Raw genomic sequence first — 20,883 nt, forward strand, 5'->3', positions numbered from 1 at the left:
CATTTAACTACAAATATCAAAAAATTAATTCGACTAATATAAGATTATTGTATTTTTAATAAAAACAAAGTTTTAGTAAATTAAAAATAAGCTTTTTGTAAAATTAGTTAAAATAATTTAACATAAATCGCTAAAATAGGTATATATTTATATTTAATTTTATTAAATTTACCAAAAAAAGGATTCAATTTGAAAGCACCAACAAGTCTACCGATTTTTTCTTCTTATGAATTTGATTCAAGATTTTATGATGAAATTTTTACAAATAATAATGAAGTAAGAGAAGTTTATAAAACACTGTTTAATTTATTCAGCGAATACTCTGTAAATGATTTTGTGAATTTAAATGACAAAGCAAAAGATGCTTTTTTTAATCAAGGGATTACATTTCAGGTATATAGCGATCAAGAAACAAAAGAAAAGATATTTCCTTTCGATCTTTTTCCTAGGATTATTGGCCATGAAGAATGGCGTAAAATAGAAACAGGAGCTTTGCAGCGTAGCAAAGCCTTAAATCTATTTTTATGGGATTTATATCACGATCAAAAAATTATTAAGCAAGGTATTGTGCCTAGAGAACTCATAGATTCTTCTGCCAATTACCTAAAGCAAATGCAAGGTTTTGATCCTCCAGGAGGTGTTTATAACCATATTTCTGGTACAGATTTAATAAAACATTTAGATGGTGAGTATTATGTTTTAGAAGATAATATCAGATGCCCTTCTGGTGTAAGTTATGTAGTAGGAAATAGATCTGCATTAAAAAGAACTTTATTTGGTGTCTTTAACCATTACCAATCTTATAATGTTTCTGATTATGGAGAAAATCTATTAGAAGTTATAGAATCTGTAAAACCAAAAGGAGTAGATTTACCTAAATGTGTCGTGTTAACTCCGGGTGTATATAACTCTGCGTATTACGAGCATTCGTTTTTAGCAAAACAAATGGGAGTAGAACTTGTGGAAGGTAGAGATTTATTTATAGAAAACGACTTTGTTTACATGAAAACCATTAAGGGGTTAGAAAGAGTAGATGTTATTTACAGAAGAGTAGATGATGATTTTATTGATCCTTTAGAGTTTAAAAAAGATTCTTTATTAGGCGTGCCTGGTTTATTTAAATGTTATATGAAAGGTAAAGTCTGTTTGGTAAATGCACCTGGAACTGGTGTTGCAGATGACAAAGCCATTTACACGTATATGCCACAAATTATAAAGTATTATTTAGATGAAGAACCAATTTTAAATAATGTACACACTTACCATTGTAGCAGACCAGATGAACTAAAATATGTTTTAGAAAATGTAGATAAATTGGTTGTGAAACCTGTAGATGAATCTGGCGGATATGGAATATCTATAGGTAATAAATTAACCAAAGAAGAAATAGAAAAAGTTAAAACCACCATAAAAGAAAGCCCTAGAAAATATATTGCACAACCAATTATGTCGCTTTCTACACATGCTACTTATATAGAAGAAAAAAATTCTTTTGAACCAAGACATGTAGATTTAAGAACATTTACATTGTTGGGTAAAAATGTAGATTTTGTATTAAAAGGCGGCTTAACAAGAGTAGCATTAAAAAGAGGAAATTTGGTAGTAAATTCTTCTCAAGGAGGTGGGTCTAAAGATACTTGGGTATTAAAAAAATAAAACAATTTTATGTTAGCAAGAGTAGCCAATAATTTATTTTGGATGGGGCGTTATTTAGAACGTTCTGAGCATTTAGCAAGGTATATGAACGTAAATTATTTTTCTTCATTAGATGCTCCTAATGATATATCACAATCAAGACAATTTGTATTGCGTTCTATGCTTTTTGTAGCCGATGAAGATGAAATTAAAGATGTTAAAGAATTAGATGAACAAAAAGTTTTGTTTGATATTGGTCTAAATCCAGAAAAACCATTTTCAATTGTATCATCAATCAATAATGCACAACAAAACGCAAACGGAGCAAGAGATTTAATTTCTACAGAGTTATACGAGTCTGTAAATACCTTAAAAAGAGTTGTAAATAATTACGATACAGATCATTTTGTAAAAAATGGTTTGTTCGATTTTACAACCATGATAACCGCAAATGTAGCTTCTTTACGAACAAAAATTAGAGGTACATTATTGCACGATGAAGTGTATGCCATTATTATGTTAGGTATTTATATAGAAAGAGCCAATCAAGTAATTAGAATTATAAACTCTAAGTATAATGATGCTTTAATAGAAAAGGTAAATTTTGGCAGCTCTTTAACCAAAAGTTACGAATGGACCACCTTATTAAAATGTGTAGAATCGTATGATATGATGCGTAGATATTACAGAAAAGTACCTACAAGCCATACTGTTTTAGACTTTTTAATTTTAAATCCACACTGTCCAAGATCTATTATGAACTCTTTAAACTGTATACAAAGTTATATCTGTTACTTGTCTAAAGACGAAATGCCACACAAAGATTCTGCAGCTTTTTTAATTGGTAAATTAAAATACGAACATCAATATAAAACCATAGAAGATGTACAGGGAGATTTAAAAGGATTTATCGAAAAATTAGTAGACGATTTATCTTTAGTGGGCGAAAAAATGGATAAAGATTATTTTTCACTATACTAACTAAAATTCGTAATAAAATTAATTTAAAACTGTTTTAGAATCTTTAATTCTAAAACAGTTTTCTTTTCCTAAGAATTCTGGGTCACCAAATTCTTCCGACCAAAACCCTTCAAAAATATCTTTATTTAAACATTTATAGACTACAGTTCCATAATACACAGAGTCTTCATCACCTTGATAATTAAAGTTGATGACCAAAATGTTCTTATTAAAAAATCCTATTCCAAATTGCTCTTGACTTTTATTGATGAGCCACTTTGCAACAACCCTATTTTTATCATCTAAACTGAGCGTTAATTCGCCTTTATAGGTTTCTTTAGAATTATTTTGATTAGAACCAAGGATGGAAAATTTACCTAAAATATCTTCTTTAGTCATTTATGTTAGATTTCTATAAAAAATACGAAGATCTAAGGTAATCAATAAGTAGAATAAAATTTTAATTTTTAGGATTTAAAAATTTTATTCAGACTTCATTAAAAACGTTTACCAATACCAATACCAATAGACCAAGTACCAAAGTTGTTAGAACGATAATCATAAAAAATAGTAGGAGCCACATCCCAATGATTGCCAAATTCAATTTCGTATTCTAAACCAGTTCTAATGATAAATAAGTCTTCATTTTTTTCAAATTCAACACCTGTACCCAAAACTAAAATCCATTCTTTATGAAATTTCCAAAGTGCATCAATTGTTAAAACTACTGGGAATTCCTTTTCAATAAAAAGTTGATGGTCTTTTTCAATTTCGAAAGTTTCTAATTCCAAATCGTTATGAAACCCAAAACCCCATTCTTTAGTAAACCAATACTCTACATCTAAACCAATAGAAGGTACAATTACGGTTTTGTCTCCATCATTTGTAGCCATAGGAATATAAGTATGGCTTAACACTGGACTAATTCTAAAATGTTTAAAATGTTCTTCTTGAGCCACTAATTTTACAGTGCTTAATAAGAGTGCTAAAACTAGAATGTTTTTTTTCAAAATAATTTAATTTTATATTAATTTTAATACAAAATTAGATTCAAGTTATTTTTTAAAATATGATAAATGTTAACTCTTTATAAAGAAAATCGGTTAGAAAATGTATAATATTTTATGTTAAAAATTTTGTTTATTATTGTTTCAATAAAGCTCATAGATATAAAGCAACAAAAAGGATAAAGGTTTTAATATTTGGAAAAATAAAGGAGTAATTTTCACTAATTCTGAAGTACTTTATTTTCGAATATTCTTGCTTGAATCAAATTTTTGCAAAACTACGCTGCTTATCAGACCACTGATATCAAGTAATTTTACTTTAATAACATTTGTTGATAAATTAGAATTAATTAAATTATTAGGAACAGTACTTACTGAAATACCCAAAAATGATCTAATATTTTTTGAAAGTAGGATGATTTTACCTTCAAACTTTTTTATTTTTCAAACTCCATAAAGAAACTATACGTATAACTGTTTTTCTCTAGCCTATAGGCAGGTAAAGCCAATGCATTAGGTCCCCAACTGTTATCACCACCCACACCAATTTGTTTGTAATCTATGTTTAAGGTATAGAAGTTTTCATTTTTCAATTTGTATGTGTGTGTTGCTTTATCCAAGTTTTCTTGTGTATAAGGCCATACAGAAAAATCAATAGTTGGGTACCCCTTTATGTTTAATTCCATATCAGGATTTACCAATGTCAATGCTCGTACTTCACTACGGTTTCCGTTTTCTTGTGGATATATGTAGTCAAAAGCAATATTTTTGGTTGCTATTTCATAGGATCCTAGTTTTGCGCTTTGCATACGATCTCGATAGTTTTCATGAGGACCTTTTCCGTAAAATTTTGTTTTGTTAAAATCTTTTGGAATGGTTGTTTGCAAGCCAAAACGAACAATTTGTGAAGCCGTTTCGGGTTTTTCAAAGCTGAAAGTCACCTTTACACCTTGGTCAAACAATGCATATTCAAACATTAGTTTTGATCCAAATGAAGAGGTTCCTTTTACCAAAATTGTATTTTCTTTGATAGCAACATTTTCCACTTTAAAGTCATCTGCCACATCTTTCCACTTCATAGCCTTGTGCATTACTTTGTTTCCTCTACCTCTGTCATTATCGGTTTCAGCTCGTACAAAATTCGGTTTCAATGCTGATAATAAAACAGGTTTTTTTTCCATTTTTATCGATGTGATATAGCCCGTTAATTTATCAACGGTCACTTTATAAGAAGAGGTACTTCCTGTGATAATGTTGTCTGTAGTTGTAAGTGTTACTTTTTTGGAGGATAGCTTTTCGTTAGCCTTTACCATTGGTAACACAATATCCTCCCAAGCAACTTCATATCCCGATTTAGCATAAGCATTGCTCTTTTTTTGACGAACACTAATGTTGATGACATATTCCACACCTGCTTTTTTCTTTAATTTCTTGATGGGCAAAATGAGTGTTGTTGTTTTGGCTGGCTCTAGGTTTATAGGTTCAAGATCTCCGTTCATTATTTCTACACCATTGGCCTTTACACTGTAGGTAAAGTCAAATTCGTTCAGATTGGTAAAGTGATACTGGTTTTTGATGTTAATGCCAAATTCGTTGCTTTCGTCTTTAGAAATTTCAACAAATTGGAACACCTTTTTGCATTCGTAAAGCTGAGGCTTAGGGCTTTTATCAGGATTGATAATTCCGTTTATCAAGAAGTTCATTCGCCCAGGATCTGCCCCAAAGTGTTTCCAACGATCATTACCATACCCCCAATAGGCTTTTCCGTCCTTGGTTTTTAAAGCAATACCTTGGTCTATATAATCCCAAATTGCACCACCAATAATGTTGTCATGAGAGCGAGCACCGTCTACATATTCTTTTAAATTCCCCAAAGAATTCCCCATGGCATGAGCAAATTCACAGTTAAACACTGGGCGATTGTCATTAGGGTCTTCTGCCAATTGGTTTATAATTGCAGCAGTAGCATACATACGACTAATCATATCTACATAAGGACGATCTCTAGGATTTAGCAAGTAATTAGTCCATTCATCAGAACCGTGCTGTTTGTAACGTCTGTCAGTAGGGTCTCCTTGCGCACCTTCTGAATGTATAGGACGAGTAAAGTCATAGGTTTTTATCCAAGATGCCATTGCTGCATGATTAGGCCCTGTACCAGATTCATTTCCTAAAGACCAAAACACCACTGAAGGATGCAATTTATCACGCTCTACCATTTTGATGGCACGATCTAAAAAAGAGTAAGTCCATTCTGGTGAGTTAGAAGGTTCTCCTCGCAAACCATGACTCTCTAGATTGGCTTCATCCATTACATAAATTCCAAGTTGATCACACAATTCATACAGATAAGGATCGTTAGGATAATGACAAGTACGAATAAGATTCATATTATTTTGTTTCAAGATGGTAATGTCCTCTAACAATTCTTCTCGTGAAACCGTTTTTCCTTCAGTTGGACTGTGGTCGTGACGATTTACACCAAACATGATGACACGCTTACCGTTTACCGTTAATACTCCATCTTTTATGTCTATTTGTCTAAATCCTATTTGGGTACTGGTTGCCTGTATTACTTTATTGTCTTTCTCAATAGTAACAAGTAGGGTGTATAAATTAGGTTTTTCTGCACTCCATTTTTTGGGATTTTTGATGTTTTGTTTCATCAAGGCAAAATGTACATTGTCCGCTTGTGGATACCATTCATGCACTACTTTTTGTACGGGAATCTGCATAGGAGTTTCCAATATCTTGGTTGTTCCATCAAATAATTGCGCTTTGATTTGATACCCTTTTAGGTTTTCTCCTTTGGATTGTAAATGCACACGAGGGCGAATTTGCAAAACAGCATCTTCGTAATTGTCATCTAACAAGGTGCGCACATGCAAGTCAGAAATTGCAATTTTTGGCCAAGCTTGTAAAAATACTTCTCTAAAATTCCCACTCATACGCCAATTGTCTTGGTCTTCTAAATAGGCACCATCACTCCAACGATATACTTTTACAGCAACTGTATTTTTTCCTGGTTTTAGGTATTTTGTAATATCAAATTCAGAGGTGGTGTAACTCCCTTGATTGTAACCCACTTCTTTACCATTAACATACAGGTAATACGCATTTAAAACCCCTCCAAAATTAATCAAAACCGTTTTGTCGTTCCAATCATTAGGAATGTTGAACGTTCTTTTGTACGAGCCTACAGGATTGTGGTTGTGGTCTATAAAAGGTGGGTTATTAGGAAAAGGATACCCTGAATTTACATAGGTAGCTTGTCCATAACCTTTCATTTCCCAGCAAGAGGGCACCTCAATATCATCCCATTTAGAAACATCGTACTCTTCTTTATAAAAATCATTAGGTGCATCTGCTGGTTTTTTTACCCAGTTAAATTTCCATGTACCATTTAAAGTTTTGTACCAAGGTGATTTTTCTCTGTCAAGTGTTTTGGCTTTTTCTATGCTAGGGTAGGAGTATAGGGTTGACCTTGACGGAAACCTGTTTTTTTGAACAACCAAAGGGTTTTCCCAGTCGTTGTTGTATTGAGAAAAGCTGGTTGTAATAAATAGCAGGTAAAATGTTAAGGTGTAAATTGCTTTCATTGCTGTGTAATGTAAATTTCTGAATGTAAAAAATGTATTGTTAGGGACCTACATATAGCATGCCCCCAACAACACTCAATGTTATTTTAGTAGCGTTATTTGACTACTTTAAACTGAATTGCCTGTCCACCACTGGCAGCCAAAACAAGATCTAATTTATCTTTAGAAGTTACTTTCTTTTTAACAATCTCAACAGGGTAAGGATTTGTTTTCCAATTGGCATCTTTACCATCTGCATAAATAATGGCTTCGTATTGTTTGTCTTTCGCTAAGAAATCAAGGTTGATGCTTAAGTTGCGAGGATTCTCATCAGTAATACTTCCTAAAAACCAATTGTCGGTTCCTTTTTCCTGACGTACAATGGTAAAGTAGTCACCAATTTTGGCATTTAATACTATACTTTCTGACCAATCAGTTGCCAAATCTTTTACAAATTGAAACACATCTGGGCGAGCTTCATAAAATTTAGGTAAATCGGCAGCCATAGGAATAGGACTATACATGGTAATAAAATAAGCCAATTGTTTGGCCACGGTACTACGTACTCTAATTTCAAAATTTGCCCAATCTCTTTGTGGTAACATCGGTTCAAAAATTCCTACTGTATAATCATTTGGTCCACCTAAATTACGTGTAAAAGGAAGTACCACACCATGTTCTGGACTATTCCCTTCGCTCCAAGCATTGTACTCTTGTCCTCTAGCTCCTTCTCGTGCCATTAGGTTAGGGTAGGTGCGTTGTTCTCCTGTGTACTTTATAGGTTCGTGGTTGATGATTTGCAATTGGTATTTTGCTGCTGTCTGCACCATTTTTTTGTAGTGACGTACCATGTACTGCCCATGGTGATGCTGACGGTATTTTTGATTTTTAGTGTCCCAGTTTACACCACCTGTGTAACCCACTTTTACCGTTTTAATTCCTAGGTCTTTACACATTTTGTAAAGTGAATCCATTTTAGGTTCGTAATGGTCAATGTCTGAAATGGTTTCGTGATACATCATCATACGTACTCCTTTTTCAGCACCATAACGACACACTTCTTCTAAATCAAAATCGTCGGTAGAAGTAGCCCAATCAAAAATTCCATAGCCTTTCCAGTCTGGTTCCATATCGTCCCAACCTTTGTCCCAACCTTCGATTAGTACATCTTTGATGCCGTGTTTTGCAGCAAAATCAATATGGTATTTGGCATTTTCTGTAGTGGCACCATGAGGACGATTTGGAGATAAAGGGATTCCAAATTGTTTCTTTTCCGCCCATGCTGTTCTAGCCGTATGCATTTCCCACCAAATACCAACGTATGTATAGGTTTCAATCCAATCGGTATCCTCGTAAGCGCAAGGAGGGTTTAAGTTCATAATTAAATCTGACTCTACTAAATCTCCAGCGTTCGTACCTATTTGAATGGTTCTCCAAGGGGTTTTCATAGGAGCAGTAGCTCTTACCAAGTCACCATTCATCCAAGGTGTTAACTGTGCTTTTAGTTTTTTACCTTCTAGCGTGTTTAGCAAATTCATACCCGCATAATCTGTTAAGTCTGCTTCGTGAATACTAATTACTAAATGATCGTTTACCTCCATGGTTAAAGGGGTGTTACACATATTAGCTCGTTCTTCTTTACCTACACGACGAGCAAATTTGATAGAATCTCCAATTTGACTAATCGGAGAATTGTAGTACACTTTTTCATAGTTATCGTAATCAGCAAAATTCCACCATGCTTTGTAATCTCCTGCAAAATTAAACTCCGTAAGTTCATCCATAATGATGAAATCTTTTAGTTCTGACTGTTCTGGAAAAGCGTAGCGAAAAGCCACACCATCATCAAAAACTCTCGCTTGTACATTTACCAATATGTCAGTATTCTTTTGCTTTAATTGTAAGCTTAATTCATTGTAATGATTCACAACCGTTTCACGTTCACCCCAAACTGTTTTCCATGTGGTGTTTTCTGAACTAATTTTAGAAGCCACCAAATCAAATCCTTCTTTTAGTGATTTTGTTTTTAGTTCGAATCCAAGAGCTGAGCTTTTTATAATTTTATTGTTCTCGCGAAAAACTTCATAAAACAATTGTCCTTTTTCGTTCAATTCAAAAGTGATTTTGTTTTTTGCATCAGGAGATGCTATTTCTGTTATGGATGTTTGACAGCTTACGAAGCTTAGACATAAAAGAAATAAAAAAGTAAATAATTTCATTGGATATTATATTAAGTTAAAACAGTGCAATGTTCTTGCGATAACAAAAATGCTCTTAATTTTGCCTAAAATGAAATAATTCACTTCGTCAAAAATTATACAAGCATACTTTTTATCCTTGTAATTACTTATACTTGTAATAGTAAAGAACTGTATAGTTGATTTTTCTTTGAAATTTATTTAATCCATTGTAATTCTGTATGTTAAAATTAAAATTACTTCTAATTGTAGGGTGTTTGGTAAAGTTTTATTATGCCCAATCTTCTTTAAAAGATAGTTTAGCTTTAAAAAAAGACTTATACTATAAGGTGTTGAATAGTGATTCTTCTACCATTGTCGAACTTAAAGAATGCAAACAGTTTTATGAACAATCTAAGGATTCTATTTTGTTAGTACGTTCCCTAATTGGCTTGTCTAAACAGTATTCTAGATTGGGAAATTACAATGATAGTTTTGGTTATTTATGGAAAGCATTGCACTATGCCGAAAGTTTAGAGAGCGACAAATTGTTGTTTCAGGTTCATGATCAGCTAGGGATTATGTTTTATATTTTTGATAAAAATGAAGAAACTTTATTGCATAGAACGCAAGCACTGACGTATGCCAAAAAAGCAGTTGCTAAAGACTTTATGAATAACGAAGGTGTGATTTCTGCCTATTATGGTCTTGTGCATTATTACCGAAAAGTAGGAGATTATCAACGTTCTCTTTCGTATTTGGACTCGTGCCAAATTTTAGCAGACAAACTAAATTATAAGTACGACCAACGTATTTATCTTCATTCTGAAAAAGGAAATATCCTCCGAAAATTGGGAGAATTAGAAGATGCTTTAGTGATACTTCATCAGGCAGAGGACAATTTTAATAGATTAGATCCTAGCTATTTACCTATTGTCTATTTTTATTTAGGGTCTAGCTATATGGCAAAGAAAGATTGGAAAAATGCGGAAAGCTATTTTAAGAAATCGGTTACTAGCATTGATCGTTATAAAACTCATTTTGATGCCAAAGCAGAAAGTTTAAGCAGGTTGGCACTTTGCTTAAACAAACAAAAAAGGTATGTAGAAGCGTATCAAATATTAAGGGAGTCTAAGGAAATTTACGACAATACCTTTAGTACCAAAAGTTATCAGAATGCGGGCTTGTTAGGCATTAGAAACATGTATAAGGAGGAGTTAGAAGCGCGTGACAAAATTATCTTGGAACGCGATAAAGAACTCATTCAGCAAAAAGCCCAAATGCTAACCATTAGACTCGTGTTTTTAGCTTTGTTTAGTGCTGTAATCGTAGGAGTATTGTTTTGGTATGTAAAGTTGCAACGTAAAAAATTTAAAACAGAAAAAGAGAAGCAACATCTAAAAGCACAAATTGAGCAGGAACAAAACCGAGCATTGGTTGAAATTAAAAATAAAGAAATTACTTCTTTTACCTTACGTCTAATTGATAAGCAAAGTATTATTAGTGAAATGACGGAGTCTATCAATAAATATGCTCCAACAAATATTGGTTTGTTAAAATCGATAAAGCATAAAACCACAGGAAGAATAAAACTTTGGGAAGAATTTGACAAACGTTTTATAGATGTAAACAAAGGTTTTTATGAAAACCTTAAAGCAAATTATACTGATCTTACTCCCACAGAATTGAAGCATTGCGCATTGATTAAATTGAATTTTTCTGCAAAAGAAATGGCCCAACTTCTTAATATTTCTGTAAATGGGGTGAACACCTCTAGATACCGAATTAGAAAGAAATTAAACTTAAAAAGGGAAGAGAATTTAACAATAGTAATTGAGCAATTTTAAAGAGTTATAACTGGTGTTAGGGTTGTTCTATTTGGCCTTAATCTGTTTATTTAAATAATAGTACTTAAATTATATCCTTAAACTTTATCCCTATAAAATGGTATTAAAAGGGATATAATTTACGCGCAGAAAAAAGTATGCTTTACGAGTACATTGTTTATAAATAAGTACTTTGGTTGATAACTTATTTTTAAAATTCCTCTTTTTTGATAAAATGAACTGAAAAAATGCATTTTCTACTGCTGAAAATGCAATTTTTTTGATGAAAAGTACTTTTCGATGTATTTTTAAATGCGTCTTGATGCAACTTTTATTGCATCAAGATGCAATTTTTATCGCGTCAAGACGCAATTTTAGTCGCATCTTGATTGAAATCTGCCTAAAAAGCATAAAAAAACCTTATAACATCGAGGTTATAAAGTTCTACGCAATACGATATGATAAATTATAATGGTTTGTAGTGGTCAATTATTTTAATTTCGGTGAAATCTACCTAAAACTAAAGTTTATAACAATTCTTAAGAATATTTTTGTTTGTAAAACTTAAGAACTGTTGGCATTGTACAATAACAAAGATAAGACTTCTATTTGAATGCATTTTATACTCATAGAGTTAATTATTAACAATTTACAAACAACACCTCTTTGTTAGTTAGATGCTTTACAAATGATTGGTTCGTTCTATTTTTGATTTTTCTTTAGAAAAATGCACAACACAAAATGCACGACCTTTTTTAAAATCGACTGGGTTTTGGGGTGTGGGGAATAAAAAAGAGCCTTCCGAAAAAGACTCTTTCGTTATTGGTTTAATGGTCGTGATTTGAATGGTCATCACTTTTTGTTTCACCTGATTGATTCATCATCATTTCGTGGTCGTACTTACAACATCCTGGTAAACCATTATATGCTTCTTCATCACCTGCTACTTTTTCGGTATCATAACCTGAAGCTGCGATTGCTTTATGGATTGCCATTGCATCTGTTTTGGTATCATCAAAAGACACATCAATCTTCTTTTTATCGACATCCCAATTCGCACTTGCAACACCTTCAACACCATTGGCTGCTTTTTCGATGGTACTTTTACACATTCCGCAATTTCCTCTTACACCAAAAGACAGGTCTGTCATTGCCATTTCTTTTGACATTTCAGTGGTTGTGGTTTCTGTTTGTTTTTTGGTTTCGTTTTTACAACTTGTTAAACCTAATGCTGCTATTACAGCTACACTTAAAATTACTTTCTTCATTGTTTAAAATTTAATTGTTATTATTCTATTATTTGTTTTACTTCACCACAGGTTAGCATTGCATCACCAAAATATGGATTGATTACTTTTTCTTCTTTGCTCAACCAAAACGCACCCTTGTTATTATCTGCCATTGGACAAAATTCTACATAGACTTTTTTATTTACACCAAATAGTTGAACAGCATTGATTAGATATGATGACAAATGTTTAAAATGGTCTCTTTGTGATTTTATATCTGACGTTTCAGAAATTGAGGTCGCTGAAGATTTTATTCCCTTTTCTAATGACATCCAATGGTTATGCGCCTTGTTATCTGACAACAATTTCATATCTACTTTGCTTAAATTGTTCAATAGACTTGTTGCGCTTGTTGAAGCAACTTTTGAATCTTCTTTTACTAAAGCATCTTTTAAATTGATATACGCATTGAAAACAGCTTTTAACTGCTCTTGAAATTTCGCTGATACTTCCAAACGCTCATTCATAGTAGTGTGGTCGCTTTCTTTATTTGATGAATTGTTATTCATTCCTAAATGACCTTCGTGTCCCGTCATTACTTTTCCACCATCCTTATTCATCATCGACTTTTTGCCTTGTAATTGTGCTGCTGCATCAACCGTAAATGTTCCGTTAGTTACTATTTCATTTCCAGCAAACAAGCCTTCTAAAACTTCATATTCATTACCAATTTGATTGCCTAATCTAATTTCACGCATTTCAAAAATAGGTTGGTCTGGATTTGTTTTAAGGTACACCACAGAACGTTCACCTGTCCATAACACAGCAGATGCAGGAATTGTTAAAAGGTCGTGATTGTTAGCTTGACTGCCTTCAATATTTGCGGTTACAAACATTCCTGGTTTAAATACATCATCCTTGTTGTTTAGAACCACACGCAAGGTTACTGTTCTTGTTTTTGTGTTTAAAACTGGGTCAATGAAATCTACTTTAGTTTTAAACTCTTTATTAGGATAAGCATTGGTTGTTATCATCACTTCCTGTCCTTTTTTAAAGCGGTCAATCTGATTTTCATACACATCAAAATTTCCCCAAACTGTGTTAAGATTAGCAATTTTTAATAAAGGTTGACCTTGTTTGATGTAATCACCTTGCGCTACCAATTTTTCTGTGACAGTTCCTGAAACGGTTGCATACACAGAAAAGTTTTCTTTCACTTTTTGGGTTTCTTCAATCTGATTGATTTGATTTTCAGAGAGCTTCCATAATTTCAGTTTATTACGGACTGCTTTGTATAAAGCAGGTTGTGCTTCTTTTAAAGATGCTGCTGTAATGAGTTCTTGTTGTGCTGCATAGAGTTCTGGCGAATAAATGGTTGCCAATAATTGACCTTTATGAACTTCTTGGCCTGTAAAACTCACATTCAAACGTTCAATTCTTCCAGCGAAATAACTTACCTGTACTGCATTGGCTTCTTCGTTTTTAGCAATTTTACCAGATAGTTTGATAGTATTGCCTTCAACATTGCCTTTACCAACAATAGATGTTTGAATATTGGCTAATGCCATAGCATTTTCTGTAAGCTTAAATTGGTCTGCTAACAAGCCATCACTTCCACTTTCCGCAGGAATTAAATCCATTCCACAAATAGGACAATCACCTGGTTCTGGTTGCATAATCTGTGGATGCATTGAACACGTCCATAGTTGATTAGTTTCTGAAACCGCATCGTGATTATGGTCTGTTTCTTTATTTGATGAGCCACCAAACAGTGTCCACCCTAAAAGTAGACCAACAGCTAATATTCCGAGATAAACTATATATTTTTTCATTTCTTTATTTTTTTCGTTTTAATAATTTCCTAATTGAAGGTGACGAGGTGTACCACAACAAAAACCCACTTAAAACGGTTATCAAACCTAAAAGTGAAAATGCTCTTAAAACAAGGGTGTTAAAATTATCTCTACCTTCATAATCCATGGTGTGTGTCATCCATAAAAAATCGAACCAACGCCAAGCACGATGTCTTACGGTTTGAAATTTTCCGTCGTTTACAGACACATAGGCTTTTAGAGCTTCATCGGTTTTATAGGATATAACATAAGCAGGTAGCAGTTTTTCTCGATATTCGTGGTGTTTTCCAGTTTCAGTAATTTGCTCAACAGATTCTACCTCTAAACCACTTTTCATATGGTTTTTGGCAATATAGAGTGCCTCATCCTGCGTAATACTATTTTTAGGACTTCCATCAATAGCATTATACAATTGTTTATTGTTTATCCAATAGTAAGGCAAATTGTCAATATCTTTTAATTCAATAGTATTTACACCTTCAGCTATATTAAGTTTTGAAGGGCTTATTAAATTCTTAAACGCTTTGGGTTGATACTCCAAGTTTTTAAATTGATCTCCGTGTATTTCATCGATGTTTGTCCAACTGAAGTATAAACCACTAATGGTCCAAAATAGGAATTGAATTCCTAAAAAGAGCCCCAAATACCTGTGTGTTTTTCTAATTTTTAAAGCTGTATTCCTGTTTACCATAATTATTTAATTTACAAGCATTAATGTGGCCATAACAATCATAATTGCATTCTCTATAAATGTGGCTTCAGTCATAGGCAATTTTAAAGCAGTACCCAAACACGCACATCGAATTGATTTTTTGTCCAATAATGTTTTTGTGACACCAATAGTGGTTATTCCTAAAACCACAAGTGTTACTATTAAAGCAATATTTACTTCAAATCGCATTAAGAACATTAATCCTAAAGCTGTTTCAATAAATGGATAAACTTTCCCATAAAAAGGAACACGTTTCGCTAAAGGGTCGTACATACGAAAGGATTCTGGAAAACCTTTTAAATCTAACATCTTGAAAAAACTAAATACAATGTAGAATAAACCCATAAAATCGAGCATAAACGCGTTCCAAGACCAATTTTTATAATGCAATAACAGACTAGTTGTAGCAATGTAAAAGATGATTAATAAAAGTGGTTTTAGTTGCTGTAGTTTTGATTGCTCCATATTATCAAAAGCAACCTCTGGTATATTCTTTTGCTCTTCCTTTTTATCAGATAGTGTGTATTTTTTGGGTAAAGATTCTTTTAAAGTTTTGGTTTCAATATGTTTATCCATTGTAACTACTGCTTCTTCTTTTTCAAGATTTACCGAAACGTTTGTAACGTGTTCTAATTCACCTAAATTCTTTTCAACGGAAGCCTTACAGTTGTTGCAAGTCATTCCTGATATTTTATATGTATGTTTCATCTGTTGTTATTTATTCTTTAATGGTCAGATGTAATTCGCTTATAAAAATCTTGAATAGTTTTATAATAATACATCCGCTCATTTCATTATTGCTGTGTTAAATAATTAATAATCGTGGTTTGTGTGTAGTAAGTCTTCACAGATTCTATTTGGTTCATTTGAAATTTTAGTTGCAACTCTAGAATGTCTAAAACGTCATTAAAATCAATCGTTCCAGTTTCATAGCTTTTGATTAAAATGTCTTCTGCATCTTTGGCTTGCTGTAGGTTTTTGGTTTGGGTAGCATAACTTATTCTTGCAGCAATACGCTCATTAATCGCTTTGCTTAAAAGTGTTTCTAAAGTATTTAAGCGTTCCTGTTTTTGAGCAGTAATTTCCTGCTGTTGCCACTCGTTTTGTTTGGTTTTTGATTTATATTTTTTATTGAAAATTGGAATAGAAACTGAAACCATTGGCATTACAATATCCTTTCCGTTATCGCTGAAATCCATATTTGGTCTTTCAGCAACATTGATATAATCTAATCCGAAACCAATCATTGGACTGCTTTCTTTTTGATTCAATAATTCTGATTGTTCTATGGATTGACAGAGTTTATCATATTTTAGTAATTCAGGATGTAATGCTAAATTTTCAGAAGTAATATCAAAGTCTTCAGAAGGTATCAGTAAACGATCTACCACATTCACGGTAACATCATTATCTCTATTCAATAGATTATTGAAGTTAGTTTGTTCTGCTAAAAATTGTTGTTGCAAAACCTCTTTTAATTGTTGCATTTCGTTTTGGCGCATTTGTAAACGTAATACATCTACTGCGGATGCTTTACCCACCTCAACAGAAGTTAATGCCAACGTCTCATAAGTTTCTAATAGTCTGATATTTTCAGTTAAGACCTCTTCCTTTGCTTTGTTGGCGTATAGATTATAATAGGATTGTGATACCGAAGCCATTAGTTTTCGCTTTGCGATAACAATGTCCTCGTATTTAGCATCTGCCAATGAACTTACATAGTTTTCTCTTGATGTAATAGTCCCAAACCACGGTAACATTTGTTTAGCAGATACCTTAAAGCGTTGTGCACCTGTTCGTGTTTCTGGTTCACTTACAAAGTAACCGACACCAAATTCGGTATTAGGAATGGTATTAACCTCATTTACTTTTTCGGAAGCTCTTTTGTATTGTAACTCAAACTTTTGAATTTCTGGATTGTTTGTTAAGGCTTCATCAATAAGTGTTTCTAATTGCTGTGCATTTCCAATGACAACAAAGAATAACGAACAAAGAATACATACTGTTTTTATGTGTGATTTTATCTGTTTCATTTTACAGTTCTTTTAAGTTGAACTTCTGCTTTCCAGCTGTACAATACTGGTACAACAAACAAAGTGATTAAGGCAATGAGCATTCCGCCAAAACTTGGTATTGCCATAGGTATCATTATGTCGCTTCCACGACCTGTAGAGGTTAATACTGGTAATAGTGCTAAAATGGTTGTAGCTGTAGTCATTAAACAGGGTCTGATACGTTTTTCTCCTGCTTCTACTATGGATGCTCTAATTTCCTTTTTATTATCTGGTGTATTTCTATCGAATGTTTGGGTTAAATAAGTTGCCATTACTACACCATCATCAGTTGCTATACCGAAAAGCGCAATAAACCCAACCCAAACTGCAACACTTAAATTAATCGGATGCATTTGGAATAAGTCTCGCATATTTTCACCAGCGACATTGAAGTTTAAAAACCAACCTTGACCATAGAGCCAAATCATTATAAAACCACCTGCAAATGCTACTGCAATACCTGTAAATACCATTAATGATGTCCCTACTGAACGAAACTGGAAATACAAAATCAAGAAAATGATTGCCAATGCTAATGGTACAACAACTGACAAGGTTTTTTCTGCTCGTAACTGATTTTCATACGTTCCTGTGAATGCATAATTGATTCCTTTTGGTACAATTAACTCACCAGAATCTATCTTTTCCTGAATTAAGGCTTGTGCGTTTTCAACCACATTGACTTCTGCAAATCCATCCAACTTATCAAACAACACATAACCAACTAAAAAGGTGTCTTCACTTTTAATAACTTGTGGGCCTTGTTCGTATCTTATAATTGCCAATTCGCTTAATGGCACAGGACTTCCTTTTTCTACTGGCACATAAATCTGTTGTAAGTCGGTTGGATTTGCTCGTAATTCTCTCGGATAGCGTACACGAACTCCATAGCGCTCTCGACCTTCAACGGTTTGGGTTAATATCATTCCGCCAACTGCTACTTTTAATACATCTTGAACATCTTGTATCGAAATGCCATAGCGTGCAATTTTCTCTCTGTCAATATCAATTGACAAATAAGGTTTACCAACAATGCGGTCTGCAAAAACAGCTTCTTTTTTAACACCTTCAGCTTCCTTGATAATATTTTCTAATTGCACACCAAACGTTTCAATTTCCTTTAAATCCTGACCTTTTACTTTAATTCCCATTGGTGCTCGCATTCCTGTTTGAAGCATTACCAATCGGGTTTCAATAGGTTGTAGCTTTGGTGCAGAGGTTACGCCTGGCAATTTGGTCACTCTTACGATTTCATTCCAAATATCGTCTGGTGATTGTATTTCTGGTCGCCAGTTACGATAGTACTCGCCATCATCGTCGGGAATGAGTTGAGACCTTTCGACTGCGCTCAAAGTAACATCTTTAGTATTATTTGGATTTGCGATGAATCGTCCATCTTTCAATTCAAACAAACCATCATCATTCACTTTATAGCGTTGACGTTCTCCGTTTTCATTCAGCATATATTCTGGTTTGTACTGAATGATATTTTCATACATTGATAAAGGTGCAGGGTCTAAAGCTGATTCTGTACGTCCTGCTTTACCAACTACGGTTTCAATCTCTGGAATACTGGCGACAGCCATATCCAATTGTTGTAAAACACGTTTATTTTCTTCCACGCCAGAATGAGGCATTGAGGTTGGCATCAATAAAAACGAGCCTTCATTTAATGATGGCATAAACTCCTTGCCTGTATTTTTCATAATGAAAAAACCTGTAATTACGATGGCTGTTGGAACAGACAAAAAGAGTAGCTTATTATCTAAACACCATCTTAAAATGCGTGTATAAAACTTTATGAATAATGAGAAAACACCTAATAAACCAAAGCAAATAACACTCACGAAAATAAGATTCCAAAAAATGCTTTTATCAACGCCTAATGGCCTCCAATATTCGGCTAAAAGGAATACTATTGCTGATGCTGAAATAAGCCCATCTGCCTTCGGCATCTTCCCAAAGGGAAGAAATTCTAACTGCCTTTGAAAATTTATAATTCCAAAAGCTATTAATATCACCCCTAGCCAGTACCCATAGCTAATTGCAGCGATACCTAATGCTATTAAAACACCGTTTATAATATATTTAAAATTGGTCTTTATACTTTTCTTTCGGAATAAGTAAGCAGCAAACGGTGGAATTAAAAATAACGCTACTATTATAGAAGCTGTTAAAGCAAAGGTCTTGGTGAAGGCTAATGGTCTGAATAGTTTTCCTTCCGCTCCAATCATTGTAAATACAGGAATGAAACTGATAATAGTTGTCATAACTGCGGTTACGATTGCGCCAGACACTTCAGCTGTTGCGTTGTAAACTACTGTATTAATGGATTGAGTTCCATCATCTTCATCTAAATGCCGAATGATATTTTCTGATAGTATAACACCAACATCGACCATTGTTCCGATAGCAATTGCAATACCAGATAATGCGACTATATTGGCATCGACGCCAAAGAGTTTCATTGCAATAAATACCATTAAAACCGCAATAGGTAATAGTCCAGAAATTAGTACGGAAGCGCGAAGATTAAACACCATTATGATTATGACCAGAATGGTTATTAAAATTTCTAAAGTTAATGCCTCATTGAGTGTGCCTAATGTTTCTTGTATTAGTTCTGTTCTGTCATAAAAAGGCACTATAGTTACTTGCGATGTTCTTCCATCTGCCAAAACTTTTGAAGGTAATCCTGCACTTAATTCATTAATTTTTTCCTTTACGTTATTAATGACTTCCATTGGGTTTGCGCCATAACGAGCCACCACAACAGCACCAACAACTTCAGCGCCTTCCTTATCCAATAAACCTCGTCTTGTTGCAGGACCTAAAGAGACCTTTCCAATATCTTTGATTTTGATTGCTGTGTAATCCTCGGAAGTGACTACCGCATTTTCGATGTCTGAAATGGATTTTACATAACCCAAACCACGAACCAAATATTCGACTTGATTAATTTCCAAAGTCTGTGCACCAATGTCTTTGTTGCTTTCCTTAACCGCTTTTACAACGTGATGCAATCCAATATTATACTGACGCATTAGTTCTGGATTCACGTCCACTTGGTATTCTTGAACATAGCCACCAATAGAAGCAACCTCTGAAACACCACTTGCCGAAGACAAGGCATATTTAACATAGTAATCTTGAATACTTCTTAGTTCGTGTAAATCCCAACCACCAGTTACATTTCCGTTTTCATCACGACCTTCTAAAGTGTACCAAAATATTTGTCCTAATCCTGTAGCATCTGGACCCAAAGCAGGATTAACACCTTCGGGCAATAAACCACTTGGTAAGGAATTAAGTTTTTCGAGAATACGACTTCTACTCCAGTAAAATTCTATGTCTTCTTCAAAAATGATATAGATACTTGAAAAACCGAACATAGACGAACTACGAATGGTTTTTACACCTGGAATACCGAGTAAAGATGTTGTAAGTGGATAGGTGATTTGGTCTTCTATATCTTGTGGTGATCGACCATCCCATTTGGTAAAAACGATTTGTTGGTTTTCGCCTATATCTGGTATGGCATCTACAGCAACTGGATTACTTGGTAAGAAACCAGTATCCCAATTGAAAGGTGCATTAACCGTTCCCCATCCTACAAAAAGGACGAGTAGCAGAACTGCTACGAGTTTGTTTTCTATTAAAAATTTGATGCTTTTATTGAGCATTGGTTTTGATTATTAAACAGTTAGACATTGATGTTGCGACAACACCGAATACAGCAAATTATCCTTATGACATTGCAGCCGTAGGATAAAAAAGTCTATTGTTTAAAAATCAAATTAAGTATGTCTCGTCAATCTTGTAGAGTTGCCTTATGACGAGTGGTGGTTTGTA

The 20,883-nt window shown here is 33.6% G+C and carries 13 protein-coding genes; 3 read left to right on the forward strand and 10 right to left on the reverse strand.

Features of this window, described 5'->3' with window-relative positions; genetic code table 11:
- The first annotated feature begins 189 nt into the window (after nt 1–189).
- Both ACWYN7_RS07555 and ACWYN7_RS07560 read left to right on the forward strand, forming a co-directional pair.
- A complete protein-coding gene (locus tag ACWYN7_RS07555) occupies nt 190–1,656 on the forward strand; it encodes a circularly permuted type 2 ATP-grasp protein (RefSeq protein ID WP_462859305.1) in 1,467 nt (488 codons plus the stop codon).
- A gap of 9 nt (nt 1,657–1,665) precedes the next feature.
- Nucleotides 1,666–2,616: an alpha-E domain-containing protein gene (locus tag ACWYN7_RS07560; RefSeq protein WP_462859307.1), complete on the forward strand. Its 951-nt coding sequence runs from the start codon at nt 1,666–1,668 to the stop codon at nt 2,614–2,616.
- Between the two features lie 18 nt (nt 2,617–2,634).
- On the opposite strand, the gene ACWYN7_RS07565 is transcribed toward ACWYN7_RS07560, so the two are convergent.
- The 4 genes from ACWYN7_RS07565 to ACWYN7_RS07580 all read right to left on the reverse strand — a co-directional run bounded on the left by ACWYN7_RS07565 (nt 2,635) and on the right by ACWYN7_RS07580 (nt 9,399).
- Nucleotides 2,635–2,994: a hypothetical protein gene (locus tag ACWYN7_RS07565; RefSeq protein WP_462859309.1), complete on the reverse strand. Its 360-nt coding sequence runs from the start codon at nt 2,992–2,994 to the stop codon at nt 2,635–2,637.
- Nucleotides 2,995–3,092: 98 nt separating this feature from the next.
- On the reverse strand, nt 3,093–3,605 hold the full coding sequence (locus ACWYN7_RS07570) for a hypothetical protein (protein ID WP_462859310.1): 513 nt from the start codon (nt 3,603–3,605) through the stop codon (nt 3,093–3,095).
- 434 nt (nt 3,606–4,039) lie between these two features.
- Complete coding sequence (locus tag ACWYN7_RS07575; RefSeq protein ID WP_462859311.1) at nt 4,040–7,201, reverse strand: glycoside hydrolase family 2 TIM barrel-domain containing protein; 3,162 nt, start codon at nt 7,199–7,201, stop codon at nt 4,040–4,042.
- Nucleotides 7,202–7,296: 95 nt separating this feature from the next.
- Entirely contained in the window at nt 7,297–9,399 is a 2,103-nt protein-coding gene (locus ACWYN7_RS07580) for a glycoside hydrolase family 97 protein (protein ID WP_462859313.1), read from the reverse strand.
- A 200-nt stretch (nt 9,400–9,599) separates the two neighbouring features.
- Between ACWYN7_RS07580 and ACWYN7_RS07585 the strand changes: the two genes are divergently transcribed.
- Nucleotides 9,600–11,204 carry a tetratricopeptide repeat protein gene (locus tag ACWYN7_RS07585; RefSeq protein ID WP_462859314.1) on the forward strand — a complete coding sequence of 535 codons (1,605 nt, stop codon included), beginning with the start codon at nt 9,600–9,602 and terminating at the stop codon, nt 11,202–11,204.
- An 806-nt stretch (nt 11,205–12,010) separates the two neighbouring features.
- Here ACWYN7_RS07585 and ACWYN7_RS07590 read toward each other — a convergent pair.
- From ACWYN7_RS07590 to ACWYN7_RS07615, 6 genes are all read right to left on the reverse strand, one after another.
- The gene (locus tag ACWYN7_RS07590) at nt 12,011–12,451 is read right to left on the reverse strand and encodes a heavy-metal-associated domain-containing protein (protein ID WP_462859316.1); all 441 of its coding nucleotides are present in this window, start codon (nt 12,449–12,451) and stop codon (nt 12,011–12,013) included.
- 20 nt (nt 12,452–12,471) lie between these two features.
- Nucleotides 12,472–14,244: an efflux RND transporter periplasmic adaptor subunit gene (locus tag ACWYN7_RS07595; RefSeq protein WP_462859318.1), complete on the reverse strand. Its 1,773-nt coding sequence runs from the start codon at nt 14,242–14,244 to the stop codon at nt 12,472–12,474.
- A gap of 4 nt (nt 14,245–14,248) precedes the next feature.
- Nucleotides 14,249–14,956 (reverse strand): PepSY domain-containing protein, encoded by a 708-nt coding sequence (locus ACWYN7_RS07600; RefSeq protein ID WP_462859320.1) that lies wholly within the window; start codon nt 14,954–14,956, stop codon nt 14,249–14,251.
- A 6-nt stretch (nt 14,957–14,962) separates the two neighbouring features.
- Nucleotides 14,963–15,685: a heavy-metal-associated domain-containing protein gene (locus ACWYN7_RS07605; protein ID WP_462859322.1), complete on the reverse strand. Its 723-nt coding sequence runs from the start codon at nt 15,683–15,685 to the stop codon at nt 14,963–14,965.
- A gap of 86 nt (nt 15,686–15,771) precedes the next feature.
- Entirely contained in the window at nt 15,772–17,010 is a 1,239-nt protein-coding gene (locus tag ACWYN7_RS07610) for a TolC family protein (RefSeq protein WP_462859323.1), read from the reverse strand.
- A complete protein-coding gene (locus tag ACWYN7_RS07615; RefSeq protein WP_462859324.1) occupies nt 17,007–20,714 on the reverse strand; it encodes an efflux RND transporter permease subunit in 3,708 nt (1,235 codons plus the stop codon). The genes ACWYN7_RS07610 and ACWYN7_RS07615 overlap by 4 nt, the downstream gene beginning before the upstream one ends.
- Between the last annotated feature and the right edge of the window lie 169 nt (nt 20,715–20,883).

Source organism: Polaribacter sp. M10, assembly GCF_054968445.1.

Excerpts from the sequence above, each read along its gene's own strand:
- ACWYN7_RS07560 (WP_462859307.1), top strand. The coding sequence starts at position 1,666 with ATGTTAGCAAGAGTAGCCAATAATTTATTTTGGATGGGGCGTTATTTA.
- ACWYN7_RS07565 (WP_462859309.1), bottom strand. The coding sequence starts at position 2,994 with ATGACTAAAGAAGATATTTTAGGTAAATTTTCCATCCTTGGTTCTAAT.
- ACWYN7_RS07575 (WP_462859311.1), bottom strand. The coding sequence starts at position 7,201 with ATGAAAGCAATTTACACCTTAACATTTTACCTGCTATTTATTACAACC.
- ACWYN7_RS07580 (WP_462859313.1), bottom strand. The coding sequence starts at position 9,399 with ATGAAATTATTTACTTTTTTATTTCTTTTATGTCTAAGCTTCGTAAGC.
- ACWYN7_RS07585 (WP_462859314.1), top strand. The coding sequence starts at position 9,600 with ATGTTAAAATTAAAATTACTTCTAATTGTAGGGTGTTTGGTAAAGTTT.
- ACWYN7_RS07590 (WP_462859316.1), bottom strand. The coding sequence starts at position 12,451 with ATGAAGAAAGTAATTTTAAGTGTAGCTGTAATAGCAGCATTAGGTTTA.
- ACWYN7_RS07595 (WP_462859318.1), bottom strand. The coding sequence starts at position 14,244 with ATGAAAAAATATATAGTTTATCTCGGAATATTAGCTGTTGGTCTACTT.
- ACWYN7_RS07600 (WP_462859320.1), bottom strand. The coding sequence starts at position 14,956 with ATGGTAAACAGGAATACAGCTTTAAAAATTAGAAAAACACACAGGTAT.
- ACWYN7_RS07605 (WP_462859322.1), bottom strand. The coding sequence starts at position 15,685 with ATGAAACATACATATAAAATATCAGGAATGACTTGCAACAACTGTAAG.
- ACWYN7_RS07610 (WP_462859323.1), bottom strand. The coding sequence starts at position 17,010 with ATGAAACAGATAAAATCACACATAAAAACAGTATGTATTCTTTGTTCG.
- ACWYN7_RS07615 (WP_462859324.1), bottom strand. The coding sequence starts at position 20,714 with ATGCTCAATAAAAGCATCAAATTTTTAATAGAAAACAAACTCGTAGCA.